Source organism: Bradyrhizobium sp. A5, from assembly GCF_042076515.1.
GTDB lineage: Bacteria > Pseudomonadota > Alphaproteobacteria > Rhizobiales > Xanthobacteraceae > Bradyrhizobium > Bradyrhizobium cosmicum.
In genome coordinates, this window is sequence record NZ_CP148990.1 from 970,353 (window position 1) to 991,880 (window position 21,528).

Here is a 21,528-nt window from a genome sequence, read left to right on the forward strand (position 1 = left end):
ACCTTTTTTTCTGCTGAGGAAAAGGGGTGGGCACGCTTCGCTTTGCCCACCCTACGACTGTCTAACGGCTGCGCCCAAACGCCAGCACGTGCAGGCCGAGCCGCCGCCGCACGATCCAGAACAGCAGGACCGTCTCGAAGCTGAGCGAGATCGAGGTCGCGGCCGCGGCGCCGTGGCCGCCGTAGCGTGGCACCAGCGCAATGCAGAGCACGACGTTCATCACGAAGGCCAGCGCGTAGGCCAGCGCGCAGATCTTCTGCTGGCCGAGCATGTTGAGCAGGCGCTCAACGGGCCCGATCGCGGAGCGCACCACGAGGCCGATCGCGGCGACGAACATGATGTCGTAGCCGACCGTGAATTGCGGCCCGAACAGCCAGAGCAGCGGCTTGCCGAACGCGAGCAGCACGATGGTCGCCGCCAGCGAGGGCCAGAACGTCCAGTTGATGGCATATGTGACATAGGCCGACAGGCGCGCCTTGTCGCCGCTCGCGTTGTATTCGGCGAAGCGATGCGCCGTGGTCGCCGACATCGCGTAGTGGATGAACGAGACCAGCGCCAGCGTCTTCACCACTGCGAAGTAGACGCCGACCTCGTGGGAGGGACGGAATTGCTGGAGCACCAGCACGTCGGTGTAGGACAGCAGCAGGTAGAAGCTCTCCACCAGCAGGATCGGCAGCGAGACAGCGAGCCAACCGCCGACATCGTAGGCCTTGAGGCCCGGCTCGATGTGATCGGCCAGCTTGCGGTTCAGCACCACCATCTGCCCGGTCATCGCGATCCAGACCGCGCCGGCGCTGGCAACCATCGCGGCGATCGCGCCGATGTGGTAGCCGAGCAGGAAGGCGCAGGCTGTGATGCCGATGATCAGCGCCTGGCGGATGATGAATTGCGGCATCAATCCGAGCTGCATCCAGTCATGCGAGCGCGCGATGCCGTCCTGGGTGTTGGCGACGACGAAGGCCGGCAGCGTCATGCAGCCGATATAGAGCGGCAGCACCTCGGCCGGATCGAGCCAGGACGATGCCAGCTTGACGATGCCGGCAAGCCCGAGCGACACCAGCGCGGAGGCGGCAAAGGTGAGCCAGCGGCTGCCGGAGAGGAAGCCGCGCAGCAGCGCATGCTCGGCGCTGGTGCGGTACTCCGGAATGATTTTTTGCGCGGACGCCGAGATGCCGAAATCCAGCATGCTGCCGAGCAGGAGCACCCAGGTCCAGACATAGACATAGATGCCGTAGTCGGACGTCCCCATCCAGCGCGCCAGCAGCACTTGCGAGACATAGGCAAGGCCCGCGCTGATCACGCGGATGATGAAGATGGTGCCAGCCAGCCGCCGCGTCAGCGACGCCTCGCTCGAGCCACCCGTCAAGCTGGCGCGCAGCCGCGCGATCAGCCCGGCCGGTCCGGTCGTAGCGGGTTCTGCATCCATCACGGCCAATTCGAGATCCCCAGGGCGCACGCGCATGCTGCGGCAGGCTTGATGCGGCAGCACTGGGAATTAGCAACCATTCGTTAAGATTCGGTTGGGTGGGCGTGCACCCGCGGGACGAACGGATCACTCCAGATTCGTAGTGAACTCGTACGACTTCTCCGGCCCGACCAGTGTGAACTTCAACGCTGCGCCCTCGGGCTTGGCGCCCGGGGGCAGCCCATCGAGTTCGAAGGAGAATCGCTTCACCCCTGGCGGACCGTGCTCGACCAGTACCGGGATCGGCAGCGACCAGTCCAGTGTCGGCCCTTCCACGAACAGATTGACGTTGCGCGCGTCCGCAGGCGCGACCACGTCGACCACCACGTATTTGGCGCCGTCGCGCTTGACGTCACGGATGGTGAGCGGGTTGGGATCGCCGATCGTGGCTGGCTTCGGCACGGTGTCGAGCGCTGCACGCAGATTGGCGTCCTCGGTCGAGGCGACGCTGTTGAAGCCGAGTTCGGCATTGGCTTCGACGGGAATGCAGAGCTTTTCGCAGACCGCGTAGTTGATCTCGGCGCGCAACGTCACCGGCTTGTCGGCGGCCTTGGCGACGATGCGCAAGGGCAGCACGACCTGGTCGTGATAGCCGATCGAATGGCCACCCGCGCCGTCGTCGAATTTCTGCGGCGCCGGCCACATGATCGTCACCGCCTCGACATTGTCCGACTTCGAGAAGTCGAACCGCGGCGGAACGCCGGAATCGCCGGGCGTGCGCCAATAGGTTTTCCACCCGGGCTGGATCTGGAAGGCGATCCCGCCGAGCAGGACCGCGCCGCTGCGCGACCCCGCGAGCAACCGCACCGCGGAATGTCCGTCGCGTTGCCACGGCGAGGCGTCGTCGGCGCGGGCCGCAAGCGCCAGCGACGACGCGAGCAAGATTGTCGCGACGCCGATCGCCGCACGCCTGGGAACTCTTGTCAGCATGGCACGTCTTTACAGGGTCGCCACGGGGCAAGCCATTGAAATGCTTGTGATGGATGCACTTGATTCATGTCTCTGCAAGCCTTGATTTGACAGCGGGCCGGCCCGACATCAGGATAGGAATTGAAACCGGAGTGCTTCACCGATGGCTCCCACAGGCAAGAGAACGGGCGAAAGCACCCGTGGCGCGAGTCTCGCGCCGCCCAGTTCGGCCGATTACCTCGACGGCCGGCTCCTCATCGCGATGCCCGTGATGGGCGACGAGCGCTTCGAACGCTCGGTAATCTATCTCTGCGCCCATTCCGCCGAGGGCGCGATGGGCATCATCGTCAACCATCCCGCCGGCAGCATCGACTTCCCCGAGCTCCTGCAGCAGCTCGGCATCATCAAGAAGGGCGAGCACATCAGGCTGCCCGAGAATGCCGAAAGCATGAAGGTACTCCGCGGTGGCCCGGTCGACACCGGGCGCGGCTTCGTGCTGCATTCCAGCGATTTCTACATCGAGAACGCGACGCTCCGGATCGACGACGGCGTCTGCCTCACCGCGACCGTGGATATCCTGCGCGCGATCGCCAACGGCTCCGGCCCCAAGCATGCCATCCTCGCGCTCGGCTATGCCGGTTGGGCGCCGGGCCAGCTCGAGACCGAGATTCAGAGCAACGGCTGGCTGCATTGCGATGCGGATGCTGATCTGATCTTCGGCGACGACGTCGACGAGAAGTACGGCCGTGCGCTTCGCAAGATCGGCATCGACCCCGGCATGCTCTCGAACGAGGCCGGGCACGCGTAGCTGCTGCGTCGCTTTCGCGGCGCCCTCCGGTGTCGTCCCGGATCTTCGCTTCGCTCGTCCGGGACGACAGCAGAATGTGCCGCGCCTACTCCGCCGCCTGCTGCTGCACCGTCGGCTCCGTCCCCGCCACCGTCGCGCGGCGCATGTCGCGGGGTTGGGACTGGTCGTAGCGGCGGACGCGGTGCATGGTCTGGCGGTTGTCCCACATCACGAGGTCATGCAGCTTCCATTTGTGGATGTAGACGAATTCCGGTTGCGTCGCGTGCTCGTTGAGGTCGCGCAGCAGCAGCCGGCCCTCCGGCACGCTCATGCCGACGATCTTGCCGGCATGCGATGACAGATACAGCGACCTGCGCCGATGCTCCGGGTGCGTCCGCACCAGCCGTTGCAGCACCGGCTTGAACATCTGCTTTTCCTCGTCGGTGTATTCGGTGAAGCCGAGCGATCCCCGCGAATACATCAGCGAGTGCTCGCAGACGAGATCGTCGATTTCCGCCTTGGTCTCGTCGTCGAGCGCGTCATAGGCGGCGCGCATGTCGGCGAATTCGGTGTTGCCGCCCTTCGGGTTCACCACGCGCGCCGACAGCAGCGAGAATTTTGCCGGGATGGGACGGAACGAGCTGTCGGAATGCCACAGGCAGTTGCCGAGATTGAACAGATGCGTGCGGCTGTCTTTCGCCAGCGGCCTGCCGTCCTTGCCGAGATTGGACACGTCGTTGAGGCCCGACTCGAGCCGGTAGTCCTGCGCCTTGGTCACGGTGCCGCCGCGCGCGTCCTCGCGCTGACCAAAATTCAGCGCAAAGGCCATCTGCTGCTCGTCGGTGATGTCCTGGTCGTGGAAGACGAGCACCGCGTATTTGTCCATGGCGGCCTCGATCTCGCGCGCCTCGGTCTCGGTGAGCGGCTTTCGCAAATCGAGGCCGGAGACCTCGCCGACAAAATGTTTTTGAAGCTGCCGGATGGTGATCGTCATGATGTCTCTCCCGCGAACCGCGAGCGGTTGCTCCCGCTCTGTCGATGAAAAAGCTACTCCGGCACCCGGCGTTGTCAACGCTCGGCGCGCATAGGTCTCACGCGTTGCGCGCCATCAGGCCGCCGTCGACCGGAATCACCGCGCCGGTGAGGAAGGATGCGGCCGGCAGGCACAGGCTCAGCGTCATATGCGCGACTTCCTCGGGATCGCCGTAGCGGCCGAGTGCGGTACGACGCTTGGCGTAGATGGTCTTGTGTTCCTCCGAGATGCGATCGGTGATCGCGGTGCGGATCGGCCCCGGGCAGATGCAGTTGACCGTGATGCCCTCGCGGCCGAGCTCCACGGCGAGCGAGCGGGTGAGGCTGGCAACGCCGCCCTTCGCCGCCGAATAGGGGCTGTGCAATGCGGTGGCGCCGAGCGCTTCCGTCGAGGCGATGTTGACGATGCGCGGGCTCGTCGACTTGCGCAGATGCGGCAGCGCCGCGCGGATGATGCGCGGATGCGACGTCAGCATCACCGCGATGCCCTTGGCCCAGGCGTCCTCGTAGGATTCGTCGTCGATCGCGACGCGGACGGAGATGCCGGCATTGTTGACGACGATATCGAGCCCGCCGAAATGCGACGCCACATCGCCGACGACACGCTTGATCTCGCCGCCGTCGGCGACGTCGAGTTTCCAGGCCTTCGCCGAGCCGCCGCTCGCCGCGATCTCCCTGGCGACGGATAGCGCGCCTTGCTCGTCATAATCGGTCACGGCGACGTTCGCGCCTTCGCTTGCGAACACGCGCGCAGTCGCGCGCCCCATGCCGCTGGCCGCGCCGGTGACGAGAACGGTCAGGCCCTTCACGGACCGGCTGAGCTGCTTGAAGTCGGACATGCTGTTTCCTCACGGCGTGCTTGTTTTTTGTTTTGGGATTGACGAGGCTGGCATCGATCCGCAGACAGGTCAAACAAGCAAGACAAAAGGGGAGGCCGCGATGGCAAACGAGCTGGATTTTTCGGGCAGGCAGGTGCTGGTCGTCGGCGGGTCCAGCGGCATCGGCAACGGCATCGCACAAGCCTTTCGCGCGCGGGGCGCGGCTGTTGCGGTCTGCGGCACGCGTGCTCACGCAGCGGAATATTCGCCGGAGGAGGGCTCCGATCTCACCGGTCTTTCTTATGCGCAGCTCGATGTCAGCGATGCCGGCGCGATCGAAGCTTTCAAGCCGTCGTTCGATCGTCTCGATGTGCTCGTGCTCGCGCAGGGCGCGGTGCTCTATCGTCGCGGCGAGTTCGAGATGGCCGGCTTTCGCAAGGTCATCGAGGTTAATCTGATGAGCCTGATGGCCTGCGCGACGCGATTCCATTCGATGTTGCGGGATTCCAAGGGCGCGCTGATCATGGTGTCGTCGACCGCGGCCTATCACTCCACCATGGGCAATCCCGCCTACAATGCGTCGAAGACCGGCGCGGTCGGATTGACGCGGACCCTAGGCGAGGCCTGGGCCGAGGACGGCATCCGCGTCAACGGTATCGCGCCCGGCCTCGTCGACACCAAGATGACGAAGGTGACGACCGACAATCCCAAGCGGCTCGAAGGCGCGCTGGCGCGCATTCCGCTGCGGCGATTGGGCACGCCGGCTGACATGGCCGGCGCGGCGCTGTTCCTGGCCTCGCCGCTGTCGTCCTACATCATCGGCCAGACATTGGTCGTCGATGGAGGGCTCATTCTCTAGAGCGTGATCCGGAAGAGTGAGACGTGGTTTTCCGAAAAGATCACGCTCAAACCGTAGGCGCGATTGGAACCGCGCCGCTCCTGATCGGTTACTTCGGCAGACCCCCGAGGAGGAACAGTATGGACAAGGATAGGATCGTCGGATCAGCCAAGGAGTTCGCCGGACGCGCGGAAGGCGCTGTCGGTGATCTCGCGGGCGATGCGCAGACACAGGCATCGGGCAAGGCGCGCGAAGCCGCCGGCACCGTGCAGAATCTCTACGGCCAGGCCAAGGATGCCGTGCGTGACGCCGGCGAGACGGCGGCCAGCTACGCCAAGGACGCCTACGACAAGCCGGCCGAAACCCTGCGCGACGGATCGCAGGCGATTGCCCAGAAGGTGCAGGACAATCCGCTTGGCTCGCTCCTGATCGCCGGCGGCATCGGCTTCGCGCTCGCGCTGCTGATGTCGCGCCCCGCCCGCCGCCCGCCGCCGCGCTGGCGCTACTAAGGTTAGTAGCCGACGCCGCATCTCTCGTGCCCCGGACGCGCTGCAGCGCTAAAGCGCTGCTGCGCAGATCCGGGGCTCATTCTTTTGTGGGTGCGGAAAGTGTGGCAAGTGCTGGGTCCCGGCTCTGCGTCGCATCACCAGGAGGTGCTGCGACGCGTCCGGGACACGAGATCGATTACCGGATGACTTCCGCCGCTCGCCCGACGTTACCCGGCGGTCGGGGGATCGCAGGGTTCTGAGCAGGATTGCGCGGTCCTGGTGCGGGCGCTAGCTGACGCGGCGCTGGAGCGGGCTGTGGAGAGCTGAAGCCAAAGAAATCGCGAATGGACGGCGTGGACTGCGCAGGCTGTTGCGACGCCGCCGGCTTCTTCGGTGCGAGCTTCGGCGGCGCGATCGCCGCGGCGGCGCCCGGCGTGCCGGGAGCGGCGGGACTGCCGTCAGGCGTCGTCGCCGCCATCGGCGTATCGCCCTTGGCCTGCTCGCGGCCGACTTCCCGGCGCGGCCAGGCATAATCGTCGGCGCGGCCGGCCGGAGCAGCCAACGGCTCGCCCTTCACCAGGGTCCTCGCGGCCAGCGCATCGACGGCGGCGGGCCGTGTGCCCGGTCCGCCCAGCAATTGATCGGTCGAGATCGACGCCGCAACCAGCGGCACGATCGGGCCCGCCAGCGGTCGCGGCGCGGGCTTGCCGGGCTCGGCGCTGGTGTCGGGCGTCGCTGGTTCGCTCGGCAGCGCGATCGGGCCGGAGCGCCCTGCGAGCAGGCGTGTGATCTCGCGCTCGACATAGTGGGCGAGCTTGCGCGCGCCGGGCTTGGTGAAATAGACGCCGTCATAGCTGCGGAGCTGACGGATCTGGCCTTCGAAGTCCGGACCCTTCTGCAGGAAGCGGCCGGCTTCGTCGACAAAGCCGTCCCAGACGTCGACATAAGTGATGCCGGCCTTGGCCGCGCCTTCGCGATAGAGCGAATCCAGGAACAGCATGTCCGCGGTGCCCTTGGCACCGCGAATGGCGGGCAGGCCGACCCAAAGCACCGGGACGCCCTTGCTCTTGAGGACGTTGGCCAGTTCCTCGATCTTCTTGCCGTAGAGTTCGACCCAGCGGTCGTCACGGAATTCGTAGAGGCCGTTCGGGTTGCGCGCAGTCTTTTCGGGCGCGGCCGCAGGCGTGTCGGCGTTGTCGGCATCGTCCTGCGGCAGGTCGGCATCGGCCGGCTTGCCGTCGGGCTTGCCGGCGGTGTCGGGCTTGGCGTCGCCTGGCTTTCCTTGCGGTTTTGCGCGCGCGCCCTTGTCGTTCTTCTTGTCCTTGTCCGAGGTCTTTTCCGAAGCCTTGTCGGACTTGTCCGCTACGGGCTCGCGGATCGATATGCGATCGTTGAGGCCGAGCATGACGACGATGATTTCGGGCTTCTCGGTCTCGAGGATGCCCTTCGCAGCGGCCGCCCAATCCGAGGGCTCGCCCTTCGGCTGATACTTGATCAGGCCGGACGTGGTCTTGTGCTTGCGGATCACGCCCATGTCGGGCTGCTCGGTGTAGGCGTCTTCCAGGCCGTAGGCGAGCCAGTCGGCCATGGCGTCGCCGATCACCAGCACATTCTTGTCGGGGATGGTGTCGCGCTTGGCTGGTGCCGGCGCGCGCGAAAAATCCTGGCGCGGCGCCTGCGGCTGTTGCTGCTGGAACGGCGCGAAGAAGTCGCCGCCGAACCATCCGCCGTCGCGTCCGCCGCCCCGCTGCGGCGGGGCCGAGCGCTGCGGAGGGCCGCCGAAGCCGGGGAAGTTGAAGAACTGCGCCGAGGCGGGTCCTGCAATGGAGACCAATATCGCGAGCGCCGTCCCCAGCGCGATCAACGGGCCGGTCTCGGTCAGCGCCTTGAAAAAGGATTTTGGCTTCGACATGCGATCTCGGGCGCGCGCAACGGGGTCTGGAATTCGCTCAATATAATAACGGAATCGGGCCGCAAACGGGCAAATTCTCTGGCTGATTCTTGAGGCAATACACCGGGGATCGGCCAAAATCCCTCTTCAGGGTTACTTTCGGCAAGACTTTACCGGCCGCGCAGCCGTTCCAGCGCGTCGGAGGAGGCGAATCCGTCGGCGGGCACCCCGATCGAGGCCTGGAAGTTGCGCAGGGCTTCCCGGGTCTGGCCGCCGAACTGGCCGTCCGGGGTGCCCTTGTAGAAGCCCCGCTGGGCCAGGAGCTGTTGGAGTTCCAGCCGCTCGGTGCGGGACAGCTCCCGTTCCTGCCGCGGCCAGGGCTGCACGAAGGGCGCCCCGCCGCGCAGGCGGTCGGCGAAATGGCCGATCGCCAGCGCATAGGCCTCGGCCGGGTTGTACTTCATGATGACGCGGTAGTTCTGGAGCATCAGGAAGCCCGGCCCCTGCGCGCCCGCCGGCGCCAGCAGATAGGCCTTTTCCGCCGGATGCGGGAAGGGCTGGCCCGCCGGGCGCTTGAGCCCGAGCTTCTCCCACTGGGCCATCGTCATCGCCTTGGCGCGATCGGCCAGCATGTAGTTGAATCCCTGGGGCACCACGACCTCGTAGCCCCAGGTCTGGCCGGTCTGCCAGCCGTCCTTCTTCAAATTGTTGGCGGTCGAGGCGATCAGGTCGGTGGGATTGTCGACGACGTCGCGTCGTCCGTCGCCATCGCCGTCCACGGCAAAGCGCTTGAATGCGGTCGGCATGAACTGGGTTGGGCCGAAGGCGCCGGCCCAGGAGCCGCGCATCTGTTCAGGCCTGAGATCACCGCGGTTGAGGATCTCCAGGCCCGAGAGGAATTCGTCCTTGAAATAGGCCTGGCGGCGCCCGATGCAGGCGAGCGTCGCGGTCGATTGCAGCACGCTGCGGTCGCCCATCTGCGTCGAGTAATTGGACTCGATCCCCCAGATCGAGGCGATGATGTAGCGATCGACGCCATAGGCTTTTTCGGTGGCGTCGAACTGCGCCTTGTATTTGGCGAGCACCTCGCGGCCCTTGGCGAGGCGGTTGTCGTTCACGAGGATGTCGAGATAGTCCCAGATCGACTTGGTGAATTCCGGCTGCGAATCCATGAGATCCATGATGCGCAGGTCCGGTGACAGCCCGGTCGTGAAGCGCTGGAAATTCTCCTGGGTGATGCCGCGCCGCGCGGCATCGGGCCACATGCCGGCGACGCAATTGTCGAAATTGCCGGCGGCCCCGCGGATCGCGGCTGCCGTCATCAGCGGATGGCCGGAGGCACCGTCCTCGCCAGTCCAGGGCAGGGCGCCGCCGGGGCCGGGCGCTGGCTGCTGGGGCGCCGAACTGGAGCCGGAGAAAATACCGCCGAACAGGTTGGACAGGCCGTTCTGCGCTTGTGCGTGCGCATAGCCGGGCAGCAGCAAGGCGGCTGCAACCATCGCTCCGCCGGTCACGGATCCAGCGCGTCTTGCCAGTCCTGCCAATGATTGCATCATGTCTCACCTGTCCGGCCGAAAAACCGCCATCAGGAGGCCCGGTACCGGTTGCCAATAGCTTAACAAAGGTGAAATTTTAGTGGCTGCTCTTTTCTTAACTCTGTGCGCGCGAGGCCCCACATCCGCCTTTGTTGGCGGCTGCAAACAAGCTAGCAAGATGCCATTGCTCCGTTCACGTATCTCCTCAGGTATTCGATCAACCCCATGAAAATCCGCAAAGCCGTATTCCCCGTCGCCGGCCTCGGCACCCGTGTCCTGCCCGCCACCAAGGCGATGCCTAAGGAAATGCTGACCATCGTCGACAAGCCGCTGATCCAGTACGTCTATGACGAGGCGAGGGAAGCCGGCATCGAGCATTTCATCTTCGTCACCGGCCGCAACAAAAACGTCATCGAAGATCATTTCGACAAGATGTTCGAGCTCGACGCGACGCTTAGCCAGCGCGGCAAGAAGGCCGAGCAGGACATTCTGGCCCAGAACCAGCCGGAGGCCGGCGCCGTCAGCTTCACCCGCCAGCAGGCCCCGCTCGGCCTCGGCCACGCAGTCTGGTGCGCGCGCGACATCGTCGGCAACGAGCCGTTCGCGGTCGTGCTGCCCGACGAGCTCGTGCTCAACACCACCGGCTGCCTGAAGCAGATGATCGAGACGGCGTCGACGCTCGGCGAAAAATCCAATGTCATCGCGGTCGAGGCGGTGCCCGACCATCTTACCCATCAATACGGCATCTGCGGCGTCGGCAAGCGCACCGGCAACATGTTCGAGGTCGACGGCATGGTCGAGAAGCCGGCCAAGGGCACCGCGCCCTCCAACCTCTCGATCACCGGCCGCTACATCCTCCAGCCGGAAATCTTCAAGATCCTCGAGACCCAGGAGCGCGGCGCCGGCGGCGAGATCCAGCTCACCGACGCCATGATCGGGCTTGCCAGGTCGCAGAAATTCTACGGCGTCGAGTTCGAAGGCGAGCGCCATGATTGCGGCTCCAAGCCCGGCTTCCTCCGCGCCAACATCGCCTACGGCCTGCAGCGGCCGGAACTGCGTGACGGGCTGATCGCGGAGATGAAGAAGTATCTGGGGCAGTAGCCCGTCACGCCGCCAGCGACAGCTTCGGAAGGCTCGCGACAACGGACTGGTTGCGGCCGCCGGCTTTCGCCGCGTAGAGCGCCTTGTCTGCGGCGGCGACCAGGATCGACCAGTCCATGCCGGCGGCGGGAACGAGGCTGGCGATGCCGCAGGACACGGTCGAGCTCGCATGGTCGTCGGACCAGCCCTGCACCTTGCCGCGGATCGCCTCGGCGACCTTGAAAGCGTCGGTGACTGAGGTGTTCGGCAGCAGCACGGCGAACTCCTCGCCGCCATAGCGCGCGGCGCAATCGCCGGCGCGGCTCACCGAATCGGAAATGCATATGGCGATGCCGACAAGCACCTGGTCGCCGGCCTGGTGGCCGAACGTGTCATTGTAGCTCTTGAAGTGATCGGCATCGATCATCAACAGCGCGACCGGCGTCTTCTGGCGGATGGCACGTCGCCACTCACTGTCGATCACTTGGTCGAACTTGCGGCGGTTCTTCAGGCCGGTCAGCGCGTCCGTCGTCGCCATCTCCTCGAGCTTGCTTTCGGCTTCGGCGCGCCGGCCGATCTCGCGCGCCAGCCCGATCGCCGATCCCAGCAGGAACAGCGCGAGCAACAACACCACGGCGCCGATGCGAAGTGCCTCCCTCTGCCACAGGGCGAAAACGGCGCTCAGCGGTTTGCCGGCCACGACGAACAGCGGATTGGCTCCGCTGCTGCGGACATAGAGCCGCGGGGTTGCGTCGACAGGGCCCTGGCCCGCATAGGCGCCACCAACCTGGAGGTTTTCCGACTTCCAGTCCTGCCGCGTGCCCAGATTCCTGCCGATGACGTCGAGGTCGAACGGCCGCCGCATCATGATGGTGCGGTCGCGCTTGAGCACGGTGATGGTGTCTTCGGGATCGAGACTCAGGCGCTCGAACAATTCGTGGAAATAGCTGAAGCGGATCGAGCCGGCGACGACGCCGAGGAAGCCTCCATCGGTATCGCTGATGCGCCGGCTCAGCACGATCGCATAGGCGCCGCGGAACAGCATCGGACGGCTGATGAAGAGTCCGGCGCCTGGATTGTCGCGGTGGACCCTGAAGTAATCCTCCTCGGCCCGGTTCTCCGGCAAGGGATCGAGCGAGGAAGCGTCGATGGTCAGCTTACCCTCGGCATCGAACACCTGGATGGCGCCGAAATGCTTCGCCGTCGTGGCATGGTCGAACAGGATCAGGTGACGGATCGTCTTCGAGACCGCGTTGATTTCGGGCAGCAACATGTTGCTGGCGACGGCCTTCAGGGAGAGGTCGTAGATCTCGATGTTGCGGCTGATGTCGGCGTCGATGGAAGTGGCGAGGTTTTCCAGCGTCTGGCGGGCGAGCGCCTCCTCGCCCCGGCGCATGTCCAGCATGACGTTGACGCAAATGGCGGAAAAGCCGATCACCGTCACGACGGACGAGATGATCAGCAGCTTCGCCGATATGCGCCACGGCCGGCGGGCCGTGACGTCGCGCCATCCAGACAGCATCGTTTGCTCCCGGCCCTACTGGATGCGCCCGAAATCTTGCGTAGTGTTTAAGCCGCGACGACGCTGTCGCAATGAGTTAAGAAGCGGTTTATCCGGCTAACGATTTTCGGCAGGCCCGATCGGCGAGATCCCGCTCCGGACGAGAGGACGATTGTGAACGACTACGACGCGCTACGCGACTATCTGATGCGGCACAAGCAGGCGGAATTCGTGCTGAGCTTCGAGCAGATCGAGGAGATCATCGGCGCGGCCCTGCCGCGCGCGGCGAATCGTGCCTCATGGTGGGACACCTCGCGCAGCCCCGACATCCAGATGCCCCAGCGCGAGGCCTGCCTCGCCGCGGGCTTCAAGGCCACGCGAATGCCGGATGGCCAGACGGTGCGGTTCACCAAGCTGAAGTCAGGGCGCAGATAAGAGTTCGCTGCCGGTCTTACCCTCCAGGGAGGGTAATCAGCTCGCCGCTTCCAGCCGCACTTCCGTCAGCAGCCGCATCGCGGCATCCGCGTCCATCGGCTCGCCGAAGGCGAAGCCCTGCGCATATTCGCAGCCCATCTGGTAGAGCTCGACCGCGTCGGAATCGGTCTCGGCGCCTTCGGCCACCACGTCCATGCCGAGGTCGTGCGCGAGCGCGATGATCGACTTCAGGATGACCGGGCGGGTGCCGCGGTTGGTGGTGCGCACGAACGACTGGTCGATCTTGATGGTGTCGAACGGGAAGCGCTGCAGATAGGCCAGCGAGGAATGGCCGGTGCCGAAATCGTCGAGCGACAATCCAGTGCCGAGCTCGCGGATGCGCGTCAGCATCTGCGCTGCGTGCTCCGGATTCTCCATCACCAGCGATTCCGTCAATTCCAGCTTGAGCGTACCGCGCGCCACCGAGGAGCGCGACAGCACGGTGCGGATATCGTGGATCAGATCGTGGCGCAGCAATTGCCGCGAGGAGACGTTGACGCTCGCGAAGATCGGCTCGCGCGAGCGCATCGCGCGCTGCCAGATCGAGAGCTGCTTGGCGGTCTGGTCGAGCACGAACATGCCGAGGTCGATGATCAGGCCGGTCTCTTCCGCGATGCTGATGAATTCCGACGGCGCCATGCGTCCGAGCTTGGGATGATCCCAGCGGACCAGCGCCTCGAAGCCCGCGACGGAGCGATCCTCCAGCCGCACGATCGGCTGGTAGAGGATCGTGAGCTCCTGGCGCTCGATGGCGCGGCGCAGCTCGCTCTCCAGCGTCAGGCGGTCGGTCTTCCGCGCGCGCATCGCGGGCTTGTAGACGTCGATGCGGTCGCCGCCGATGCGCTTGGAGTGATACATCGCAAGCTCGGCATCCTTGATGATCTCGTCCGTGAGCTGAACTTGCGGATCGGACAGCGCGAGCCCGATCGAGGCGGTGAGAAAGATCTCGCGCTCGTTGAAGGCGATTGGCGCGCGGATGGTCTTGCGGATGGTCTCGGCGAAAGCGGTGATGCGGGCAGGGTCCTGCTCCGAGAGCAGGATCAGGCCGAACTGGTCGCCGGCGAGCCGCGCCAGCGTATCCTGCGGCTTCAGGATGCGGGTGAGGCGTCGCGCGAGCGTCAGCAGGATGGAATCGCCGACCGCGATGCCGACGGAATCGTTGACCTGCTTGAAGCGGTCGAGGTCGATCACCATCAGCGTCGGCCGCAGCGTCGGCATGGTTTTGGCGAAATGCGCGACCGCACCCAGCCGGTCCATGAACAGTTTGCGGTTGGGCAGGCCGGTGAGGTTGTCATGCACGGAATCGTGCAGCATGCGCTCTTCGGCGTTGCGCAGCTCGGTGACGTCGGTGAGCGTGCCGACCACACGCGAGACTTCGCCGTCGGAACCGACCACCGGGCGCGCCTTCAGCGCGAACCACATGAAATGGCCGTCCGGCGTGCGCAGGCGGAAATCCTGCACGAGGCGGCCGCGGCGTTGGTCGAGCACGCTGTCGAGCGCGGCGCGGAAGCGGTCCTGGTCGAGTGGGTGGAGCACTTCCAGCCACGATGCGGCCGGGCCTTCCAGCGTGCCGCGCTTGAGGCCGAGCAGGGCCTCGGTCTCGGGGCTGGTGAAGACCTTGTCGGCTGACACGTCCCAGTCCCAGATCAGATCGCCGGAGCCGGCCAGCGCCAGCGCGCGGCGCTCGATGTCGGAGACGATACCGGTGGTGGCGCCGCCGCCCGCGAAGGCATGCTGCATCACCGTGAAGCCGATCAGCATCACGATCAGCACGAGGCCGCCGAGCAGGGCAGGGCCGACGATGTCGTTGGTGACGGAACCTGCGACCGTCATGCCGGCCGCGACCACCCAGACCACCAGCAGGAACCAGGTCGGGATCAGCAGCACCGCGCGGTCGAAGCCGTGGGTCGAGAGATAGACGATCAGCGCGAAGCCGGCGAAGGCGATCAGCACCAGCGAGATGCGCGCGATGCCGGAGGCCACCGCCGGATCGAACAGGGCCAGCGCCACCAGCGAACCGAGGAAGGCGAGCCAGCCCACCGTGATGTGCGAATAGCGCACGTGCCATCGGCTGAGGTTGAGATAGGCGAACAGGAACACCAGCAGCGTCGCCGCCAGGATCGCCTCACCCGCCGCGCGCCAGATGCGCTCGGCGTTGTTCGACATGTCGAGCACCTTGCCCCAGAAGCCGAAATCGACGCCGATATAGACCAGCACCGCCCAGGCCAGCGCCGCGGCGGCCGGGAACATGATGCTGCCCTTGACCACGAACAGGATGGTGAGAACGAGCGCCAGCAGACCGGAGATGCCGATCACGATGCCTTGGTAGAGCGTGAAGGAGTTGACCTTGTCCTTGTAGGCCTCGGGCTCCCATAGATAGAGCTGCGGCAGCTTGTCGGTGCGCAGCTCGGCCACGAAAGTGATGACGGCGCCGGGGTCGAGTGTGATGCGGAAGACGTCGGCGGTCGGGCTTTCCTGCCGCTCCGGCCGGTCGCCGGTCGAGGGCGTGATGGTCGCGATGCGCGACAGCCCGAGGTCGGGCCAGAGCAGGCCCGAGGAGACGATGCGGTAATGCGGGGCGACGATCAGGCGGTCGAGCTGGTCGTCGGTGTTGTTGGCGAGCGCGAACACCACCCAGTTCTGGCCGCCTTCGCGGGCGCGCACCTCGATGCGGCGGACGATGCCGTCGGTGCCGGGCGCGGTCGAGACCTGGATGCGGTCGGCATCGCTGCGCTGGTGCTCGAGCACGCCGGTGAGGTCGATCGCGGGCGCGTCACTGCGGACGCTGACAGCGTCAAGCGCGCGCGCCGGGGACGCCGCGATGAGAATCATGAGGCCCAGCGCGATGGGCGCGAGGCATCTGATCAGACGCAAGGTCAGTTCTCCGCGTTCGACGCAAACTTGGTGTGCAAGGCTGGCACGGAAAGGCGATTTCAGGCCGGATAGAGATGGTTCGGCGCGTCGCGATAGATGCCACGAAAGCGTGGAAAATCAAAGGGTTTCCGCCTTGCCGGGTGGGCCAGCGGCCTACACCTCCAACACAATTTTGCCAATATGTGCGGAGGTCTCCATGCGCCGGTGCGCCTCGGATGCCTTTTCCAGCGGGAAAGTGCTGTCCATCAGCGGCTTGACGCGGCCTTCGCGCAGCAGCGGCATCACTTTGGCCTCGATCGCGGCCACCATCGCCGCCTTGTCCGCATTAGTACGGGGGCGCAGCGTCGAGCCGGTATGGGTGAGGCGCTTCACCATCACCTTGGCGATGTTGACGGTGACCTTGGGGCCGTTGAGGGTTGCGATCTGCACGATGCGGCCGTCGACCGCGGCGGCATCATAGTTGCGGTCGACATACTCGCCGGCGACCATGTCGAGGATCAGGTTGACGCCGGCATTGCCGGTCTCCGCCTTGACCACGGCGACGAAGTCCTCGGTCTTGTAATTGATGGCGCGATCCGCCCCGAGCTTGAGGCAGGCATCGATCTTGTCCTGCGATCCCACGGTGACGAACACCTTGGCGCCGAACGCCTTGGCGAGCTGGATCGCCATGGTGCCGATGCCGGAAGAGCCGCCATGGATCAGCAGCGTCTCGCCGGCCTTCAGGCCGCCGCGCTCGAATACGTTGTGCCAGACCGTCATCAGGGTTTCCGGCAGCGCGCCGGCTTCCTGGATCGACAGCGCCGCCGGCACGCTCATCGCATGGGCGTCCTGAGCGATGCAGTATTGCGCATAACCGCCGCCGGCGACGAGCGACATCACCTTGTCGCCGATCTTGTGGCGCCTGGCGTTGCTGCCGACGGCGACCACTTCACCGGCGATCTCGAGGCCCGGCAGGTCGCTGGCGCCGGGCGGCGGCGGATAGGCGCCGGAGCGCTGCGCCACGTCGGGCCGGTTGACGCCGGCGGCCTGCACCTTGACCAGGATCTCGTCGGGACCGGGCTGCGGCAGCGCCCGCTGTTCCGGCACCAGCACCTCCGGTCCGCCGGGCTTGGAAATGGCGACCACGGTCATTTGCGCGGGCAGCTTGTCCATGATGTGTCCTTGAGCAAAGGTGCGGGATGCATTGAGGCCATTGCTTAGCCAGCGCAGTCCAAGCTGGCAACCGCCTCAGCCGGGCGCCCATGCGAACGCAGGAGGAACGAGGATGGCGACGGAAGACGACGACCGCCCGCGCAGGAAGATCAGCCATGACATCGGACAGGATCTCTCACTGTTGTCGGTAGAGGAGCTGACCGAGCGTGTCACCCTGCTCAAGGCCGAAATCGCAAGGCTGGAAGAAGCCGCCACCAAAAAGCGCGCCTCGCGCGATGCGGCGAATAGCGTGTTCAAGTCGTAGGGGCCATCGCCTCGTCTTGGGCTCGACGCGAGACCTCTCCCCCGCTCGTCATTCCGGGGCGGCGCGCAGCGCCGAGCCCGGAATCCATAACCACAGGCCGTTGAAACGGGCACTCCGTGAGTGACGGGCAATTTCTTCCGCCTGTGGTTATGGATTCCGGGCTCGCGACGTTGTCGCGCCCCGGAATGACGGCGGAGAGGGAAACGCGTCATCCCCCCTCAGCCAACGGCCGACATGGCTAACGAACCCTCAAAAAATTCGCTCGTTTACTCCCGATTAAGCTTTCGGGTTTATGACTGGAACTGTCCTCGTTTGGACACCGAGTGGCTCCTGTCCACTCTGTTTGACGCCTCCCTGTTATCAACTTTCAAAGCCGCCGGTTTTCCGGCGGCTCTTTTTTGCCTCTCACCCCGGGTGAAATCAGGTTGATTTCCGGGGGAAGACGCGCGGAAACCATATCCGCGCTTGTCGCTGGACTCCGGGTCCGGCGCGCGCAATGATTTGTTCATCATAAGCCGGCGCCTAAGCCGGATGGGTAAACAGTTGCGTAAGGGGCGTTAACCATGGAACGTTTGCAAGCCGACGGCGCTCTCGTTCAACTCAGCGAGCGGTTCACCAATTCTGCGGCGTTCGGCACGCTGTTCCGCGAGGGCATGGACCTCGTCGAAGAGACCGCGGCCTATCTCGACGGCGCCGGCCGCATCGAGGCCAAGGCACTCGATCGCGCCGTCAGCCTCACCTATGCGACCGAAAGCATGCGCCTCACCACCCGCCTGATGCAGCTCGCCTCGTGGCTGCTGCTGCACCGCGCGGTGAAGGAAGGCGAGATGACGCTGGGCCAGGCCAACCGCGAGAAGACCAAGGTCAAGCTCTCGGCCGCCGATCCCGGTCCGGGCGACACCATCGAAAAGCTGCCCGCGCAGTTGCAGGACCTGATCCATCGCTCGATGAGCCTGCAGACCCGCGTGCGTCGTCTCGACAACACCATCCACACCCCGCCGGCCGAACTCCCCGCGATCGGCAATCCGCTGGTGCCGCACCTCAACGCGCTGAAGGCGGCGTTCGAGCGGTAATCAATTTCGATCCACGCATTTGATGTCGAACCGTCACCCTGAGGTGCTCGCCTCTTCGGCGAGTCTCGAAGGGCGACGGCCCGGCTGACAGCTCGGCCGTACATCCTTCGACGCCTCCGCTTTGCTCCGGCGCCTCAGGAGGACGCTTCTCAAAACAAAAACGCCCCCGGTCTCCCGGGGGCGTTTTTCGTTTCCAGCCTCGAGGGCCGGATCAATCCTTTTTGAGAAAGCCCGAAAACTTCTTCTGGAACCGCGAGACGCGGCCGCCGCGATCCAGCATCTGGGCGTTGCCGCCGGTCCAGGCCGGGTGCGACTTCGGGTCGATGTCGAGGTTCAGCGTGTCGCCTTCCTTGCCCCAGGTGGAGCGGGTCAGGTACTCGGTCCCGTCGGTCATCACGACCTTAATCGTATGATAATCCGGATGAATTTCGGCTTTCATGGCAATTCCTAGGGCGACCGGCGCCGCTCGCTTGAGTGATGTCGATGACGGATTTGGGCGCTCTATACCCCACAGACCCCTTGAAGACAAGCTTGCCCCCTAAAACAAGCCATTGTCGGGACAGGAGAACCGGGCCGCCCCCTAAGGGACATCCCGGATTTGCCACTCCTGCTGCACCGGCCTATGTGGAGCCAACGTCTCTTTTTTGGTCGGATCCCAATGAGCGCAATATCATGAGCGCAGTAGAACGGCTTGAAACCGGGCCGGAAGAAGCCTCGTCGATCGAAGCCGAACTGATCGAGCAGCCGGCGAAGAGCCGCGCCAAGCTGCGGCCGTTGATGGCGCTTGCGCCCTACGTCGTCCGCTATCGTGGCCGCGCGGCGCTCGCCTTCGTCGCCTTGACGATCGCTGCACTGACCACGCTGCTGGTTCCGGTCGCGGTACGCCGGATGATCGATTTCGGCCTGACGCCGGAAGGCATCGAACTGATCAACAGCTATTTCTCGGTGATGATCGCGGTGGTCGCCGTGCTCGCACTGGCGAGCGCCGCGCGTTACTACCTCGTGATGACGATCGGCGAGCGTATCGTTGCCGACCTCAGGCGCGAGGTCTTCGCCCATCTGCTGTCACTCTCCCCGGCCTTCTTCGATTCGGCGCGCAGCGGCGAGCTGATCTCGCGGCTCACCGCCGACACCACCCAGCTCAAATCCGCAGTCGGCGCCTCCGTCTCGATTGCGCTGCGCAATCTGATGATGTTTTTCGGCGCGGCGGCGATGATGGTGTTCACCAGCCCGAAGCTCTCGGGCTTCGTGCTGCTCGCCATCCCCTTGATCGTGCTGCCGCTGGTTGCCTTCGGCCGCTGGGTGCGGCGTCTGTCGCGCAATGCGCAGGACACGCTGGCGGAAGCTTCGGCCTACGCAGGCGAGCTGGTCGGCGCGATCCGTACCGTGCAGGCCTATACCAGCGAACCGTTTGCCGGGAAGCGTTTTGGCGGCGAGGTCGAGCAGGCCTATGAAGCCGCGCGCACGTCGACGCAGGCCCGTTCCGTGCTCACCGCCATCATCATCTTCATCGTGTTCTCAAGCGTGGTCGCGATCCTCTGGATCGGTTCGCACGACGTGCTGAGCGGTGCGATCACGCCGGGCCGGCTCGGCCAGTTCGTGCTCTACGCCGCCTTTGCCGCTGCGGGCCTCGGCCAGCTCAGCGAGGTCTGGGGCGAGGTCTCGGCCGCCTCCGGCGCTGCCGAGCGCCTGTTCGAGATCCTGCACGTGAAGCCCGAGATCGCGGCGCCCGCCTCGCCGCGCGCGCTGCCGGTGCCGGCGCGCGGCGAGGTCGGCTTCGACCACGTCAGCTTCTCCTATCCCGCGCGGCCCGACGTCAAAGTGCTCGATGCCGTGTCATTCGCGGTGCGCCCGGGCGAGAAGGTCGCCATCGTCGGTCCGTCTGGTGCCGGCAAGAGCACGATCTTCCATCTGCTCCTGCGCTTCTACGATCCGCGTGGCGGCGCCATCTCGCTCGATGGCGTGCCGGTCAGATCCGCCGATCCGCGCGATGTCCGCTCCCGCATCGCATTGGTGCCGCAGGAATCCAACGTGTTCGCGGCGAACGCCCGCGAGAACATCCGCTTCGGCCGCCCCGATGCGACCGATGCCGAGGTCGAGCGCGCCGCCGAGCTTGCGCACGCTGCCGAATTCATTCGCCGCCTGCCGGAAGGTTTCGAGACGCCGCTCGGCGAGCGCGGCGTGACGCTGTCCGGCGGCCAGCGCCAGCGCATCGCCATTGCCCGCGCGATCCTGCGCGATGCGCCGCTCTTGCTGCTCGATGAAGCCACCTCCGCGCTCGATGCCGAAAGCGAGACGCTGGTGCAGACCGCGCTCGAAGAGCTGATGCGCCACCGCACCACGCTGGTGATCGCACACCGCCTCGCCACCGTGCTGTCCTGCGACCGCATCCTGGTCATGGACCAGGGCCGGATCGTCGAGCAGGGCACGCATGCCGAGCTCGTGGCTGCGAACGGGCTTTATGCGCGGCTGGCGAGGTTGCAGTTCGAAGGGGCGTGAGGTCGCGTTGCGGAGATAATTCCTCTGAATGAGGCTTTATCCAGTAATGCGTTTCTCCAGCTCCGCGCCCGTCCGAAGCCATTCTGCCGAATTCAACGCGTCGCGCATTTGACTGTGTTCGAAGCCGGCAGAGCCGTGATATCGCGGATGTCGAGACCCAGCCGAACATCCTTCCCCCGCGTTTCAGGCAAACTGCAATGAACAATATCTCCCGTCTCGCGAACTTCGTCGCTGACGCCGCCCGCATCGTCGAGTCCGGATCGGGCGAGGCGGCCATCGTTGCCGAACTCAATCCGAAACTGAAGGCACTCGTCAGTGTCGATGACTGGCTGCCGGCCGCTTACGCCGTCGCCGACGGCAAGGCGTATCAGCAGCATCTGCTCTATGCCGATCCACTTGATCGCTTCTCGGTCGTGAGCTTCGTCTGGGGACCCGGGCAGGGCACGCCTATTCACGACCACCGAGTCTGGGGGCTGGTCGGCGTTCTGCGCGGCGAAGAGATCTCGGTCAGCTACGAGCGGTCCGGCGACGGCACACTCAAGGCTGGTCCAGCGGAACGCCTTCCGCAGGGCAGCGTGGGGGCCGTGTCGCCCGACATCGGCGACATTCACGCGATCTCCAACGGGCTGCCGGACCGGTCCTCGATCAGCATTCACGTCTATGGCGGCAATATCGGAACGATCCGCCGCTCCATCTTCGATGCCCGGACGGGATCTGCTCGCGACTTCATCTCCGGCTATTCGAACGAAGCCGTTCCCAATCTCTGGCTTCGGCGTCAGGCTGAGACGGCGTAAGGTTTCTCGGAACG

Annotated in this window: 19 protein-coding genes; 9 read left to right on the forward strand and 10 right to left on the reverse strand. The window is 65.3% G+C overall.

Annotation, left to right across the window (positions count from 1 at the left end; genetic code table 11):
• Positions 1–61: 61 nt before the first annotated feature.
• Both WHZ77_RS04495 and WHZ77_RS04500 read right to left on the reverse strand, forming a co-directional pair.
• Positions 62–1,435, reverse strand: coding sequence for an oligosaccharide flippase family protein (locus WHZ77_RS04495; protein WP_375314658.1), 1,374 nt, complete (start codon positions 1,433–1,435; stop codon positions 62–64).
• Positions 1,436–1,552: 117 nt separating this feature from the next.
• Positions 1,553–2,395 (reverse strand): protein-disulfide reductase DsbD domain-containing protein, encoded by an 843-nt coding sequence (locus WHZ77_RS04500; RefSeq protein WP_375312577.1) that lies wholly within the window; start codon positions 2,393–2,395, stop codon positions 1,553–1,555.
• A 142-nt stretch (positions 2,396–2,537) separates the two neighbouring features.
• Between WHZ77_RS04500 and WHZ77_RS04505 the strand changes: the two genes are divergently transcribed.
• Positions 2,538–3,182, forward strand: a complete 645-nt coding sequence (locus tag WHZ77_RS04505) for a YqgE/AlgH family protein (protein WP_375312578.1) — start codon at positions 2,538–2,540, stop codon at positions 3,180–3,182.
• Positions 3,183–3,267: 85 nt separating this feature from the next.
• On the opposite strand, the gene WHZ77_RS04510 is transcribed toward WHZ77_RS04505, so the two are convergent.
• Together WHZ77_RS04510 and WHZ77_RS04515 are read right to left on the reverse strand one after the other, a co-directional pair.
• Positions 3,268–4,155 carry a TauD/TfdA dioxygenase family protein gene (locus WHZ77_RS04510; protein WP_375312579.1) on the reverse strand — a complete coding sequence of 296 codons (888 nt, stop codon included), beginning with the start codon at positions 4,153–4,155 and terminating at the stop codon, positions 3,268–3,270.
• A gap of 97 nt (positions 4,156–4,252) precedes the next feature.
• The gene (locus WHZ77_RS04515; protein WP_375312580.1) at positions 4,253–5,032 is read right to left on the reverse strand and encodes an SDR family NAD(P)-dependent oxidoreductase; all 780 of its coding nucleotides are present in this window, start codon (positions 5,030–5,032) and stop codon (positions 4,253–4,255) included.
• 100 nt (positions 5,033–5,132) lie between these two features.
• Between WHZ77_RS04515 and WHZ77_RS04520 the strand changes: the two genes are divergently transcribed.
• The gene (locus WHZ77_RS04520; RefSeq protein ID WP_375312581.1) at positions 5,133–5,870 is read left to right on the forward strand and encodes an SDR family NAD(P)-dependent oxidoreductase; all 738 of its coding nucleotides are present in this window, start codon (positions 5,133–5,135) and stop codon (positions 5,868–5,870) included.
• Between the two features lie 119 nt (positions 5,871–5,989).
• Complete coding sequence (locus WHZ77_RS04525; protein ID WP_375312582.1) at positions 5,990–6,358, forward strand: CsbD family protein; 369 nt, start codon at positions 5,990–5,992, stop codon at positions 6,356–6,358.
• Between the two features lie 175 nt (positions 6,359–6,533).
• Here WHZ77_RS04525 and WHZ77_RS04530 read toward each other — a convergent pair whose 3' ends face one another.
• Positions 6,534–8,249, reverse strand: a complete 1,716-nt coding sequence (locus WHZ77_RS04530; protein ID WP_375312583.1) for a DUF459 domain-containing protein — start codon at positions 8,247–8,249, stop codon at positions 6,534–6,536.
• 149 nt (positions 8,250–8,398) lie between these two features.
• Positions 8,399–9,781, reverse strand: a complete 1,383-nt coding sequence (locus WHZ77_RS04535; protein WP_375314659.1) for a lytic murein transglycosylase — start codon at positions 9,779–9,781, stop codon at positions 8,399–8,401.
• Between the two features lie 207 nt (positions 9,782–9,988).
• Here WHZ77_RS04535 and galU point away from each other — a divergent pair, with 207 nt between their 5' ends.
• Entirely contained in the window at positions 9,989–10,864 is an 876-nt protein-coding gene (galU, locus tag WHZ77_RS04540) for a UTP--glucose-1-phosphate uridylyltransferase GalU (RefSeq protein WP_375312584.1), read from the forward strand.
• A 4-nt stretch (positions 10,865–10,868) separates the two neighbouring features.
• On the opposite strand, the gene WHZ77_RS04545 is transcribed toward galU, so the two are convergent.
• Positions 10,869–12,365, reverse strand: a complete 1,497-nt coding sequence (locus WHZ77_RS04545; protein ID WP_375312585.1) for a diguanylate cyclase — start codon at positions 12,363–12,365, stop codon at positions 10,869–10,871.
• Positions 12,366–12,518: 153 nt separating this feature from the next.
• Here WHZ77_RS04545 and WHZ77_RS04550 point away from each other — a divergent pair, with 153 nt between their 5' ends.
• Positions 12,519–12,779, forward strand: coding sequence for a hypothetical protein (locus WHZ77_RS04550; RefSeq protein WP_375312586.1), 261 nt, complete (start codon positions 12,519–12,521; stop codon positions 12,777–12,779).
• Positions 12,780–12,815: 36 nt separating this feature from the next.
• On the opposite strand, the gene WHZ77_RS04555 is transcribed toward WHZ77_RS04550, so the two are convergent.
• The gene (locus WHZ77_RS04555; protein WP_375312587.1) at positions 12,816–15,692 is read right to left on the reverse strand and encodes an EAL domain-containing protein; all 2,877 of its coding nucleotides are present in this window, start codon (positions 15,690–15,692) and stop codon (positions 12,816–12,818) included.
• A 153-nt stretch (positions 15,693–15,845) separates the two neighbouring features.
• Positions 15,846–16,844 carry an NAD(P)H-quinone oxidoreductase gene (locus WHZ77_RS04560; protein WP_375312588.1) on the reverse strand — a complete coding sequence of 333 codons (999 nt, stop codon included), beginning with the start codon at positions 16,842–16,844 and terminating at the stop codon, positions 15,846–15,848.
• Between the two features lie 112 nt (positions 16,845–16,956).
• On the opposite strand from WHZ77_RS04560, the gene WHZ77_RS04565 reads away from it, so the two are divergent.
• A complete protein-coding gene (locus WHZ77_RS04565; RefSeq protein ID WP_375312589.1) occupies positions 16,957–17,148 on the forward strand; it encodes a DUF1192 domain-containing protein in 192 nt (63 codons plus the stop codon).
• A 563-nt stretch (positions 17,149–17,711) separates the two neighbouring features.
• Positions 17,712–18,221, forward strand: a complete 510-nt coding sequence (locus WHZ77_RS04570; protein ID WP_375312590.1) for a DUF1465 family protein — start codon at positions 17,712–17,714, stop codon at positions 18,219–18,221.
• A 211-nt stretch (positions 18,222–18,432) separates the two neighbouring features.
• On the opposite strand, the gene rpmE is transcribed toward WHZ77_RS04570, so the two are convergent.
• Positions 18,433–18,660 (reverse strand): 50S ribosomal protein L31, encoded by a 228-nt coding sequence (rpmE, locus tag WHZ77_RS04575; RefSeq protein WP_014439698.1) that lies wholly within the window; start codon positions 18,658–18,660, stop codon positions 18,433–18,435.
• A gap of 233 nt (positions 18,661–18,893) precedes the next feature.
• On the opposite strand from rpmE, the gene WHZ77_RS04580 reads away from it, so the two are divergent.
• Both WHZ77_RS04580 and WHZ77_RS04585 read left to right on the forward strand, forming a co-directional pair.
• Entirely contained in the window at positions 18,894–20,720 is a 1,827-nt protein-coding gene (locus WHZ77_RS04580) for an ABC transporter ATP-binding protein/permease (RefSeq protein ID WP_375312591.1), read from the forward strand.
• A 197-nt stretch (positions 20,721–20,917) separates the two neighbouring features.
• The gene (locus tag WHZ77_RS04585; RefSeq protein ID WP_375312592.1) at positions 20,918–21,514 is read left to right on the forward strand and encodes a cysteine dioxygenase; all 597 of its coding nucleotides are present in this window, start codon (positions 20,918–20,920) and stop codon (positions 21,512–21,514) included.
• The last annotated feature ends 14 nt before the right edge of the window (positions 21,515–21,528 follow it).